Origin of the sequence: Pectobacterium hainanensis, from assembly GCF_046237015.1 — a bacterium.
Lineage (GTDB): Bacteria > Pseudomonadota > Gammaproteobacteria > Enterobacterales > Enterobacteriaceae > JBJYIN01.
The window spans coordinates 146,672-159,376 of sequence record NZ_JBJYIN010000001.1 but is presented as its reverse complement, the minus strand read 5'-3'; the positions used below and the strand labels follow the sequence as shown (position 1 = coordinate 159,376).

Annotated in this window: 11 protein-coding genes; 5 read left to right on the top strand and 6 right to left on the bottom strand. The window is 47.3% G+C overall.

Annotated features, from left to right (window positions below):
- Positions 1-59: 59 nt before the first annotated feature.
- A complete protein-coding gene (metG, locus tag ACKPVM_RS00875; protein ID WP_409306266.1) occupies positions 60-2,087 on the bottom strand; it encodes a methionine--tRNA ligase in 2,028 nt (675 codons plus the stop codon).
- A 185-nt stretch (positions 2,088-2,272) separates the two neighbouring features.
- On the opposite strand from metG, the gene apbC reads away from it, so the two are divergent.
- The 5 genes from apbC (at position 2,273) to dcuC (ending at position 8,607) form a co-directional block, all read left to right on the top strand.
- On the top strand, positions 2,273-3,382 hold the full coding sequence (gene apbC / locus ACKPVM_RS00870) for an iron-sulfur cluster carrier protein ApbC (RefSeq protein WP_409306265.1): 1,110 nt from the start codon (positions 2,273-2,275) through the stop codon (positions 3,380-3,382).
- A gap of 191 nt (positions 3,383-3,573) precedes the next feature.
- Positions 3,574-4,215 (top strand): uridine kinase, encoded by a 642-nt coding sequence (gene udk / locus ACKPVM_RS00865; protein ID WP_409306264.1) that lies wholly within the window; start codon positions 3,574-3,576, stop codon positions 4,213-4,215.
- 60 nt (positions 4,216-4,275) lie between these two features.
- The gene (gene dcd, locus ACKPVM_RS00860) at positions 4,276-4,857 is read left to right on the top strand and encodes a dCTP deaminase (protein WP_409306263.1); all 582 of its coding nucleotides are present in this window, start codon (positions 4,276-4,278) and stop codon (positions 4,855-4,857) included.
- Between the two features lie 220 nt (positions 4,858-5,077).
- Positions 5,078-6,910: an outer membrane assembly protein AsmA gene (gene asmA, locus ACKPVM_RS00855; RefSeq protein WP_409306262.1), complete on the top strand. Its 1,833-nt coding sequence runs from the start codon at positions 5,078-5,080 to the stop codon at positions 6,908-6,910.
- A gap of 338 nt (positions 6,911-7,248) precedes the next feature.
- Complete coding sequence (gene dcuC / locus ACKPVM_RS00850) at positions 7,249-8,607, top strand: anaerobic C4-dicarboxylate transporter DcuC (RefSeq protein WP_409306261.1); 1,359 nt, start codon at positions 7,249-7,251, stop codon at positions 8,605-8,607.
- Positions 8,608-8,639: 32 nt separating this feature from the next.
- On the opposite strand, the gene hepT is transcribed toward dcuC, so the two are convergent.
- The 5 genes from hepT to ACKPVM_RS00825 all read right to left on the bottom strand — a co-directional run bounded on the left by hepT (position 8,640) and on the right by ACKPVM_RS00825 (position 12,661).
- On the bottom strand, positions 8,640-9,059 hold the full coding sequence (gene hepT / locus ACKPVM_RS00845) for a type VII toxin-antitoxin system HepT family RNase toxin (RefSeq protein WP_409306260.1): 420 nt from the start codon (positions 9,057-9,059) through the stop codon (positions 8,640-8,642).
- The gene (mntA, locus tag ACKPVM_RS00840) at positions 9,056-9,439 is read right to left on the bottom strand and encodes a type VII toxin-antitoxin system MntA family adenylyltransferase antitoxin (RefSeq protein ID WP_409306259.1); all 384 of its coding nucleotides are present in this window, start codon (positions 9,437-9,439) and stop codon (positions 9,056-9,058) included. Before mntA ends, hepT begins: the two co-directional genes overlap by 4 nt.
- Before the next feature lie 48 nt (positions 9,440-9,487).
- Positions 9,488-10,699 carry a type II toxin-antitoxin system HipA family toxin gene (locus ACKPVM_RS00835; protein ID WP_409306258.1) on the bottom strand — a complete coding sequence of 404 codons (1,212 nt, stop codon included), beginning with the start codon at positions 10,697-10,699 and terminating at the stop codon, positions 9,488-9,490.
- Positions 10,699-10,956: a helix-turn-helix domain-containing protein gene (locus ACKPVM_RS00830; RefSeq protein WP_409306257.1), complete on the bottom strand. Its 258-nt coding sequence runs from the start codon at positions 10,954-10,956 to the stop codon at positions 10,699-10,701. Before ACKPVM_RS00830 ends, ACKPVM_RS00835 begins: the two co-directional genes overlap by 1 nt.
- A 118-nt stretch (positions 10,957-11,074) precedes the next feature.
- On the bottom strand, positions 11,075-12,661 hold the full coding sequence (locus ACKPVM_RS00825; RefSeq protein ID WP_409306256.1) for a TerC family protein: 1,587 nt from the start codon (positions 12,659-12,661) through the stop codon (positions 11,075-11,077).
- Positions 12,662-12,705 lie beyond the last annotated feature (44 nt).

The following is a 12,705-nucleotide window of genomic DNA, read 5'->3' as shown; positions in this document are numbered from 1 at the left end:
GTTTAGCGGGAATGTGTTACAAAAAAGAAACAGGCCGGACAATATCCGGCCTGAAGCGATTATTTAACTTGCATACCCGGTTGGGCGCCGCTATCCGGGCTCAGAAGGAAAATTTCCTTCCCTCCAGGACCTGCCGCCATCACCATACCTTCCGATACGCCAAATCGCATTTTACGAGGGGCAAGGTTAGCGACCATGATAGTCAGGCGACCCACCAGTTTGGCTGGTTCCGGATAGGCTGAGCGAATGCCGGAGAAGATCTGACGGGTTTCGCCACCGAGATCCAACGTCAAGCGCAGCAGTTTATCTGAACCATCAACCAGTTCCGCTTTCTCGATCAGCGCGATACGCATATCCACTTTGTCAAAGTCATTAAAGCTAATCTCATCCTGTATTGGATTGTCCGCCAGTGGGCCAGAAACGACCTTAGCTTGCGCCATATCTTCTTTAGAGGCGGTGACCATCGCGTTGACTTTATCCAGATCGATACGGTTGAAAAGTGCTTTGAACGTATTGACCTGATGGTTAAGTAAAGGCGTTTCGATTTCATCCCAATGCAGGGTTTTATTCAGGAATGCTTCCGCTCGTTCTGCCAGTGCAGGTAACACGGGTTTCAGGTAAGTCATCAATATCCGGAACAGGTTAATCCCCATGGAGCAAATGACCTGTAGGTCGGCGTCGCGACCTTCGGCTTTAGCCACCACCCACGGAGCCTGCTCATCAACATAACGGTTTGCCAGATCGGCCAGCGCCATAATTTCCCGAATCGCCTTGCCTGATTCGCGATGAGCATAAGCTTCAGCGATACTTTCGGCCGCATCGGTGAATGTTTTATACAGCGCGACGTCGGCCAATTTATCGGAAAGTTTGCCGTCAAAACGTTTGCTGATGAACCCTGCATTACGTGACGCAAGATTGACCAGTTTATTCACGATATCGGCATTGACACGCTGCACGAAATCTTCCAGGTTGAGGTCGATATCATCGATTCGTGAAGAAAGTTTCGCCGCATAGTAATAACGCAGGCAGTCTGAATCCAGGTGTTGCAGGTAGGTTCCGGCTTTTATGAACGTACCGCGAGATTTGGACATCTTGGCACCGTTAACCGTGACATAACCATGGACAAACAGGTTAGTCGGTTTGCGGAAATGGCTGCCTTCAAGCATGGCTGGCCAGAACAGACTATGGAAATAGACAATGTCTTTACCGATAAAATGATAAAGATCCGTTGTTGAATCTTTACTCCAGAACTCATCAAAATCCAGATCGCCGCGCTTGTCACACAGATTTTTGAATGATCCCATGTAACCTATTGGGGCATCGAGCCAGACATAAAAATATTTGCCTGGTGCATCAGGCACCTCGAATCCGAAGTAAGGGGCGTCACGCGTGATATCCCACTGTTGCAGGCCAGCATCGAACCACTCCTGCATTTTGTTGGCAACCTGCTCTTGTAACGCACCAGAACGCGTCCACGCTTGCAGCATTTCACTGAACGCTGGCAAATCAAAGAAGAAATGCTCCGATTCGCGCATGACCGGTGTTGCGCCAGATACGGCAGATTTAGGATCAATCAGCTCTGTAGGGCTATAGGTTGCGCCGCAGACTTCACAGTTATCGCCATACTGATCGGCTGCTTTACATTTTGGACAGGCCCCTTTCACGAAACGATCGGGCAGGAACATGCCTTTTTCCGGATCGTAAAGCTGAGAGATCGTCCGGTTTTTAATAAAACCGTTCTCTTTGAGGCGACCATAGATTAGCCCAGACAACTCTCGGTTCTCTTCGCTATGCGTAGAGTGGTAGTTGTCATAGCTAATGTTGAAACCAGCAAAATCCTGCTGATGTTCCTGACTCATCGCCGCAATCATTTGTTCTGGCTCGATTCCCATTTGCTGCGCTTTCAGCATGATGGGGGTGCCGTGGGCGTCGTCTGCGCAGATAAAATGAACCTGGTTGCCGCGCATTCGCTGGTAACGAACCCAGATATCCGCCTGAATGTGTTCAAGCATATGACCGAGGTGGATCGAACCATTAGCGTAAGGTAGCGCGCACGTTACCAATATTTTCTTTGCGACTTGAGTCATGAGGAACTTGCTTTCTTTTGTGATAGAGGAAGACCGATGGTAACCGATAGCGGCTTGCGCCGTAAACCGCTGCCTTGCTTAATCCTGCCTGCATGAGTTTTTTGCATTCATCCACGCTACGGCGGTCTCATTCTGATATGCTACAGCCGTTTATCGGTTAATAATCAGAATTTCAAGGAGCCGGAATGAACTCAACACCCTCCGAGCAACGTCCTGAAGCATTGCGGGCCATAGTCAATGGGGTCCTTTCCACTTTTCAGCACCCGACACTAAAAAATAACCTGACCACTTTACATGCGTTGCATCATTGTGCACTTCTGGATGATGTGCTGCATATTGAGCTGACGATGCCATTTGTCTGGCTCAGCGGATTGGAAGCATTAAAAGAGGCAACCAGCGCCGAACTACTGAGTCTGTCTGGCGCGAAAGCGATAGAATGGCGTTTAACCCATAGTATTGCCACACTGCGTCGAGTGAACGATCAGGCTGGTATTAAAGGCGTAAAGAACATCATTGCTGTCAGCTCTGGCAAGGGTGGCGTTGGAAAATCCAGCACGGCGGTTAACATGGCATTGGCGTTGGCGGCCGAAGGTGCCACTGTGGGTATTTTAGATGCAGATATTTATGGGCCATCGATTCCAACGATGTTGGGAGCGGCAAGTGAGCGTCCAACATCGCCTGATGGTCAGCATATGGCACCCATTATGGCGCACGGTCTGGCGACCAATTCGATTGGTTATCTGGTGACAGATGACAACGCCATGGTTTGGCGCGGTCCAATGGCCAGTAAAGCACTGTTGCAGTTGTTACAAGACACACTGTGGCCGGATCTGGATTATCTGGTGTTGGATATGCCGCCAGGAACCGGTGATATTCAACTGACGTTAGCGCAAAATATTCCGGTTACGGGTGCTGTGGTGGTCACGACGCCGCAAGATATTGCATTAATGGATGCCATGAAAGGTATTGCGATGTTCGAGAAAGTTAGCGTGCCGGTTCTGGGCATCGTTGAGAATATGAGCGTCCATATCTGTAGCAACTGTGGCCATCTTGAGCCTATTTTCGGGACGGGCGGTGCTCAGAAACTGGCGGAAAAATACCAATGTGCGTTGCTGGGGCAACTGCCGTTGCATATTTCCTTGCGTGAAGATCTGGATCGCGGCGAACCTACGGTCGTCAGTCACCCCGATAGCGAATTCACCTCATTGTACCGAGAGTTGGCAGGGCAGGTCGCCGCTCAACTCTATTGGCAAGGGCAGGTGATTCCTACTGAGATCGCTTTCCGAGCCGTGTAGTTCCTTTTTCCCTATCGAATATTTCCTTATCGTCCCTGCCTCGGCAGGGACCTGTATCTGATTGATGGTGACTCGTGGCAAGGCCCACGGGAAAGGCTGGCGTGAGTCGTACTAACTCCCTATAATTGCGCGACAAAGCGTCAGCCGACGCGTTCCTGTCTCTTTTTATTGTTAATCAGGCCGTTAATACCATGACCGAGCAGTCTCACCAGTGTGTCATCATCGGGATTTCGGGGGCATCAGCTTCCGGTAAAAGTCTTATCTCCAGTACGTTATATCGTGAGTTACGCGATCAGGTGGGGGACGAACATATTGGTGTGATATCCGAAGATAGTTATTACAAAGATCAAAGCCATTTGACGATGGAAGAGCGGGTTAAAACAAATTATGACCACCCCAGTTCAATGGATCACAGCTTATTATTGACACACTTGCGCATGTTAAAAGCTGGTCAGTCGATAGAATTACCGATGTATAGCTATGTTGAACATACGCGAAAGCAGGAAACGATTCATCTTGAACCGAAGAAAGTCATTATACTTGAAGGTATTTTGCTGCTGACCGATGCTCGCCTACGTGGCGAGATGAATTTTTCTATTTTTGTCGATACCCCGCTGGATATTTGTTTGCTGCGTCGTATGCGTCGTGATGTTAATGAACGGGGACGTTCAATGGATTCTGTCATGGAGCAATACCAAAAGACGGTGCGTCCGATGTTTTTACAATTCATCGAACCCTCAAAACAATATGCCGATATCATTGTTCCTCGTGGGGGTAAAAACCGTATCGCGATTGATATTTTGAAAGCCAAGCTAAGCCAGTTCTTTGAATAGAAGGCGTGTTTGACTACGTTTAGGGAGTTTCCCCCATACCGGTGTCGAGTGGAGAAAAAGATGAGACTGTGTGATCGAGACATTGAAGCCTGGTTGGATGATGGTCGGCTAGTGATAACGCCTCGCCCACCAGCAGAAAGAATTAGCGGCGCGACGGTAGATGTCCGTTTAGGAAATCAGTTTCGGGTATTCAGAGGTCACACCGCGGCCTATATTGACCTCAGCGGCCCAAAGGACGAGGTCAGTGCAGCGTTGGATCGCGTCATGAGCGATGAGATTAATTTACCTGAAGGGGAAGCTTTTTTCCTCCATCCGGGGGAGTTGGCGCTGGCGGTCACGTTTGAATCAGTCACGTTGCCAGATAATTTGGTGGGATGGTTGGATGGCCGTTCTTCTTTGGCTCGTTTGGGATTAATGGTTCATGTCACGGCGCATCGTATCGATCCGGGTTGGCAAGGAAGAATTGTGCTGGAGTTCTATAATTCAGGTAAGTTGCCGTTGGCATTGCGTCCCGGCATGATGATTGGCGCGTTGAGTTTCGAGCCATTATCTGGCCCAGCGGCTCGGCCTTACAACCGTCGGCAGGATGCCAAATACAAAGATCAGCAGGGTGCGGTTGCTAGCCGGATTGATGAAGATTAGTGGCCTTATTACCCCGTAGGTTTTTAGGCGCAGGATAAAACGTGAGGGTTTTGAAGGGCCTAAAGTGTTGGCCTCGTCAGAGCGAGGCATGTTAGGTGCCTCATCACTCCGCAAGCGAAAGATCAATTCGCCGGGAGCTAATGTGTCCAGACAGCCTCTCTTCCACTTGACCGATGGCGGGTATGAACCGATTGAATAAGCGAATAACAATGAGGATGGCATGAGAAGATTTCTGACAACACTGGCAATTCTGCTTGTTGTGTTGATAGCAGGAATGACGGCTTTAGTCGTGCTAGTGAATCCCAATGATTTTCGCGCTTATATGGTAAAGCAGGTTGAGGAACGTAGTGGTTATCGTCTGCAACTGGATGGTGACCTACGTTGGCATGTCTGGCCGCAGTTAAGCATTCTGTCCGGTGGTATGTCACTCAGTGCGCCAGGTTCGACAGTCCCAGTGGTTAGCGCAGAAAATATGCGGCTCGATGTACAGCTTTGGCCATTACTCTCTCATAAACTCGCGATCAAGCAGGTCATGCTGAAAGGGGCGGTTATCCAACTGACGCCCGAGAGCGAAGCTAAAAAGTCCAGCAGTGCACCGATTGCACCATCGGGTTCATCAGTGCCAGTGGAAGAACGCGCCTGGCGATTTGATATCAATAAGTTAAAAGTTGCGGACAGTTTATTGGTTCTGCAACGAAATGATGATGAACAGATCAATATTCGCGATATTAATTTATTGATGGAGCAGGATGGCGATCGCCAGATCAACATGACGCTGTCCAGTCGGATTAATCGTGATCAGCGTGACGTCGCTTTCTCTTTATCGGCGAACGTTGATATGCAGCACTTTCCGCAGCAGATCGATGCCAATATCAACTCGTTGGAGTACCAGATTCAGGGGGCCGCGCTTCCTGAAGAGGGGATAAGTGGGAGTGGTAGCCTACAGGCGAGTTATCAGCAGCAACCTGAAAAAATTACCGTTACTCAATTGGCGCTGAGTGCGAATGAGAGCCAGTTAACGGGCAATGGCAGTGTGACGTTGGGCGAACATCCCGACTACGCGCTGGATTTGAAATCTGACAAGTTTGATGTCGATGCGTTGCTTGGCATAAAGCCCGCTGCGGAAAAGAGGGTATCGAGCACTTCGGGTAAAGCGGGCAAACCCGTGATCTCCTCGGAAACATCGTCAAACAATGTGGAAAATGAACTCCGTGAATTTACGGCTCGTTTATCGTTGCGGGCTGATTCGCTGCTCTATCGTGGGCTCAATATCCGTCAGTTTATTCTCCATGCAACAAATCAGCAGGGTGTACTGACCGTTGCTACGCTTAGCGGGAAGCTAGGTGATGGGAGTTTCTCCTTGCCAGGCAAGATGGATGTCGGTGCCAAACCGCTTATCACGTTGCAACCTGAGATGAATAACATCCAGTTGTCACCGTTAATGGCAGCGTTTGATTTGCCTGAAACGCTAAGCGGCAGTTTATCTTTGACGGGGAAATTGAGTGGTAATGCCTTCACGTCATCAGCGATGACTCAACAATGGCAAGGCTCGGCCACGTTTAAAGCGAGTAGCCTGCGTATGCAGGGGTTAAATATTCAGCAAATGGTGCAGATGGCGGTGGCACGTAATAACGGTAACGTGCGAGGGCAGGAGCGTTATGAACGTTACACCGAGGTGCAGCAGTTGACGGGGAAAGCCTTGCTTAATGCGGGTAAGTTACGAGTCAGCGAGCTCAATGGAATGTCTGAATTGTTGACAGTGAAAGGCTCGGGCGTTTTCGATCTGCCCACGCAAACTTGCGATGTCAACTTTGGTGTATTAATTACGCAAGGATGGCAAGGCGATGCGCAATTGGTCAGCGTACTGCAAAATACGGAAATTCCCCTGCGCCTCTATGGCCCGTGGGATAATTTGAATTACCAGCTACAGGTTGATCAGTTACTTCGTAAACGTCTACAGAACGAGCTGAAAAAACGGCTTGATGACTGGGCAGGAAAAAATCAGCAAAGTCAAAAAGGGAAAGATTTGAAGCAATTGCTCGATCGCTTATAAGCGCGTTTTCACGCCAGAGACGATTTCTGAGCCAACTGCTCCACTTCATCCTGAGTGAGCCCAGTGATTTAGGCATACGTAACACTCAGAGGCGTGTTCGAGTATCAGGCGGTCACCACGCAACTCACATTAGATAAAGGTCTATCTTCTCGTAGAAATGGAAAGTAGAGCCCGACTCTCTTTTTTATCTCTATAAATTGAGATTTCTCTCTTTTTTTACTTAATAAAGCAGTAAAATCCTTTCCTTAATTCGAGGATGCATCCGTTTTCAATTATCAGACTGAAATCGAAGGTATCCGGCAATTTATCATTTCATTCATCAGGTACAGAACTTAACTATGCTCGAACTTTTTATTGGTGTTGTGGTAACGGTGTTGGTGGGTCGTTACATCATAAAAGGCTATTCAGCCACAGGCGTTTTGATGGTCGGGGGGCTGCTGTTACTGGCTATCAGTGCCATGTTGGGAAAAAACGTGTTGCCAGCCAGTGCCAAATCGACCGGTTTGAACGCTACAGATATTATTGAATACGTTAAGATCTTACTGATGAGTCGCGGCGGCGATCTTGGCATGATGATTATGGCACTATGCGGATTTGCTGCGTACATGACACATATCGGTGCAAACGATGTAGTTGTCAAACTGGTATCCAAACCGCTAAAAATGATCAACTCGCCCTATTTGTTGATGATTGCCGCTTACTTTGTTGCTTGTCTGATGTCGCTGGCGGTGTCTTCTGCAACCGGCTTGGGTGTTTTGTTAATGGCGACGCTGTTTCCCGTGATGGTTAACGTGGGGATCAGTCGTGGTGCGGCGGCGGCAATTTGTGCGTCTCCGGTTGCTTTGATTCTGTCACCTACATCCGGTGATGTTGTTTTGGCAGCTCAGGCGGCTGAAATGAAGTTGGTGGATTTTGCCTTCAAGGTGACGTTACCGATCTCTATTGTTGCGATTATCTGTATGGCGGTCGCGCATTTCTTCTGGCAACGCTATTTGGATAATAAAGAGAACATCAGCCATGAGATTCTGGATGCCAGTGAAATTGCCACCGATGCGCCGCGTTTCTACGCCATTTTGCCGTTTACGCCGATCATGGGGGTGCTGATATTTGATGGTAAATGGGGGCCGGAACTGCACATTATTACCATCCTGGTGATGTGTATGCTTCTGTCTGCTGTACTGGAGTTTATTCGTTTCTTCAATGCGCAAAAGATTTTTGCTGGTCTAGATGTGGCTTATCGCGGCATGGCTGACGCGTTTTCTAGCGTGGTTATTCTGCTGGTGGCCGCGGGTGTTTTCGCTCAGGGATTAAGCACGGTTGGTTTTATCAGTGGTTTAATTGGTCTGGCGCAATCTTTTGGTAGCGGCGGATTAGTGATTATGTTGGTGCTGGTGGTGATCACGATGCTGGCTGCAATGACTACGGGATCGGGTAATGCGCCTTTTTATGCGTTTGTGGAATTGATTCCCAAACTGGCTTCACAAATGGGCGTCAATCCTGCCTATCTGGCAATTCCAATGTTGCAAGCCTCTAACCTGGGACGGACAATCTCTCCTGTTTCAGGCGTGGTTGTCGCTGTGGCCGGGATGGCAAAGATATCGCCTTTTGAGGTGGTAAAACGCACCTCAGTTCCAGTGTTGGTTGGCCTTATCGTGGTGGTTGTCGCCACTGAAATCATGGTACCCGTCGTACGCTAATGGCAATCAAGCAGCACCTTTATGGGACATACCTAAAGGTGCTGTTTGTCGCTGTATCGTGCGATTTCTTTGGTGAATTGTTCGAAGTCGCTTAGACGATGACGAATAACATGGATGACGATGTCCAGATTCAATGCCTGATAGTCATGCACTGCAATGTTTCTCAATCCCACCATTTTTTGCAAGTTATCCGCCAATGTGATTGGAATGATTTGGTAGGTTGACAATAAAGCGAAACTATCACGACTACTTTGTGGTATACCCAATTGCTGAGCACGGATGAGGTAATTGGCGATATCAATAGCCGCTTCACAGGCACGTTGTATATTTAACAACACGGAATCTTGTTTGGTAAAATTTTGTCGAAATTCATCTTCCGTATTGAACTCTTCGTGAATGCGACGCAGACATCGATGTATGGTACTGCTTTTGTTGAGTAAAACGTCATTCATGCTTTCAGATCCTGATGAAAACGTTGGATAATATCAGCGCGTTCTCTTTGCAAATGCTGATACATGGAAAGCGTTGTCATTTCAAATTGTGCTGATGTCGTTCCGATTTGATAAAGCAACTGGCCTTGGCGCACTATCTCCATTCTTAAAACGGTCGATGCTTGCAGCAGATCGATAAGATCGACATCATGGCCCAACTCTGTTGTCAGTTGATTAGCTAAATCCCAACGGACGAGCGGGTCTAGTTTGTGCCCTGCCATAATCGCAATATCCACATCACTATTCTTGTGGGCATGCCCCGTCGCCCTGGAACCAAAAAGGTAAATTATTTTGATATCAGGTAGCTGTTTTTTTAGAACAGCGACGATCTTATCATTCATGCTAATCCCCTTTATCTCCCAGTCGACGTCGCTGATTGTGTGACAGATTTACTCAAACTTCAATTTTCTGTCGTGACGGTAGGGCTTGTTGGTGTATTGAGTCGTCATGACATTCGAAACGGATTGATAAATAGAGGCTTTCAAGCCATCAAACAGAGAAATCTCCGACGATTGCGCAATATATTCCAGTATTCCGTCAGCCATTGATTCAATGATTTCCTTTGCGTTTCGAACCTTAAAGTGTTGAGATTCAGCCAATGACAACAGATGGTTTTTGTCTGGAAAAACTTTACTATTCGCCAATTTTAAGGCCATTTTGTTGTCTATCGAGTCATAGATGAGGGTATGCGTCACATCATAAATTGGCGATACGAAAATATTTTTCATATCTTGGGTATATTGCAGGGCGAAATTTTTTAAATGGGCATCACCGTTCCCAATTAGGCAGTTAAACACGATGTATTGATATATTTTCTCAACTTCAGAAAGGCTATTCGTATAGAACAATGTGGCTTTTAGCAGCGTTTCATAACTACCGGTATATTTTGCATCAGGGTTGCTTGGTTTTTTCAATAACGTCGTAAAATCTTCATAGCCGAGAGGAATACCATTCGGCCTGTCAAACCGCTCGACAACAAAGGTTTCAAGATTCTCTGATAAATAGACTTGAGGAGAATTAAGCCCGCAATACTTTGCTGCCTCCATGCAGACAAATTCGTTAACGGTCAAAAGTGGAAATTCATCATCGAACGACTTAACGATCAAATCTTTTTGTTCAATGGTACGATCGGTCTTTGAAATACTGACTTTAGGTTGCACGCCTGCCAGGGAGTTACGTAGATAATATTTTTCCAATAATTGAGGAAATAAAGGATCTGTTCCCTGATAAGTCAATATATCTGACAGGCTGATTGATTCGACTTCCGGAAGTATAAATTCACCGGCATAGCTTAGCATTCCGATCCCACGATCCCCCTGTAAAGCGAGAAAATACATATCGTTAATGTTGACATAACGCGCCAGTTTTTCAGAAATGTATCGGCGGTTAAAGCCCTCGGGCAGATTTTGAGAAAATATGGGATGCAGCGCGCCAGATGAATAACCATCCATGCCGTTTCCTGTCATGGTTAGCGATACATTTAGCCTGTCTTGTGTGGGCTGATAATAATGAACCGATCCATGGGTTAATATTCCGGCTTCGGCTTCGTTGACGAAAACAGTCAGGCGATCAACCTTTCTTGGCAGGGATGATAGTGCCATTATTCGTCCTCGGAGAATAAATCGTCAATTTCGTCCCATTTGGGCAAGGTATGTTGTTTAGGTTCTGCATTGAGTTGGAGTCCGACAGCATCAAGGTAGCGTTCCAGTATGTCCAGAGAGCCAGTGAAACGGCCATTTTCTATTTTTGATAGCGTGGTTTTGAAAATGCCCGTGACATCGGCCATCTGTTGCTGTGTGTTTCCCATGTTTTTTCGGGCATCAGCAATTTTTTTACCTATCGACAGTCTATTGCTCATTATTTCACCAATAAATGTTGCCTATATAAGAAACATTATAGGAGATAAAACAAAAGTTTCCTATATAGGCATCAATTGATGAAACGACACACTATTATTAAACCTCGAAACCCTATCATTAAACCTCAAAATCAGATTGTGGCTCGCGGTTGGGGGTAATCAGTACCTTCATTATTCGGTGGCTTTCTACCGTCAGAATGGTGAATTGATAGTTATCAATCGACAATTTATCGCCAGACTGTGGAATACGCTGGGAGTGTTCCATCAGCAAACCGGCCAGCGTGTAATATTCCCGCTTTTCATCCAACGTAAGTGGAACATACATGGTTAGATCTTCCAGCGGAATATAGCCGTTCGCGACCCAACTACCGTCTTCATTCTGTTGAATATCATGGCGTGCATCAATTTCTTCACCAGCCAATGGCAGATTCCCTGCAATGGTTTCCATCACATCGCTTAGTGTCACAATCCCTTCGACGGAGCCAAATTCATCCACAACGAAGGCAAAGTGAGTTTTGGCTTCTCTGAACTGCTCCAGCGCCAGCAGTAACGAAAGTTGTTCAGGGAACACCAGAGGCTGGCGAAGTAAAATGGACAGATCAAACGGCTCCTGATTCAACTGTTGTTGCAATAACTCTGATATATGCACGATCCCCAGTGGCTCATCCGAGGTCTCGCTATCCGTGATAACCAATCGGGTATGCAGGTTGCTGTTCAACAACTGGGAAAGTTCATTTTGTGACGCATGCAATTCGACCGGATCGATATCGTGGCGAGAGGTCATAATGCTGCTGACAGTCCGTTGCGCCATGCCCAGTACGCGTTCAATCATTCGGCGTTCCTGCTGGTTGAACACTTCATGACCAGCATGGGTATTATCTGCAATCATCGATGACGTTTGGTTATCCAGTTCCGCTTCTTCGTGATTGCCACGCAGGATGCGCAAAACAACTTCCGCTGTGCGTTGACGCAGAGGGACGGAAGACGAGAGGAAACGCCGACGGTTAAATTGTGAAACCTGATTTAGCATTTCGATCAGCACGGAGAAACCAATCGCAGCATAAAGATAGCCTTTAGGAATGTGGTAACCGAATGCATCGGCAACCAGGCTAAAGCCAATCATTAGCAGGAAACTCAGGCAGAGAATCACAATTGTTGGATGCTCGCTAACAAAGCGAGTCAACGGCTTGCTTGCCAGAAGCATTAAAAAGATAGCGATAGTGACGGCAGACATCATGACGAGCAGATGGTCTGTCATGCCCACGGCGGTGATGACGGAATCCAGTGAAAAAATGGCATCCAGCACGACGATCTGTGCGACAACAGGCCAGAATTTAGCCCCTTTTCGCTGTGCTTGCTGTTCCTCATCTTTCCCTTCCAGACGTTCATTGAGCTCTACTGTGGCTTTGAACAGCAGAAACAATCCGCCAACCAGCATAATCCCATCACGGGCGCTGAAGGTATGTTCAAACAAAGTAAAGAGAGGGGTTGTCAGGGAGACCAGCCAGGAAATCGAAGATAAGAGAACCAGTCGCATCAGCAGCGCGAGGAGAAGCCCAACAACTCTGGCTTTATCTCTTTGTTCTTTAGGTAATTTTTCAGCCAGAATGGCAATAAAAACAAGATTATCAATACCCAGTACCAGCTCTAAAACAATCAATGTCGCCAGGCCGGCCCATATTGTTGGATCAGCGATCCACTCCATACTTATTATTTCACCTTTCTTAACGAGGACGCCATTAGCGTATC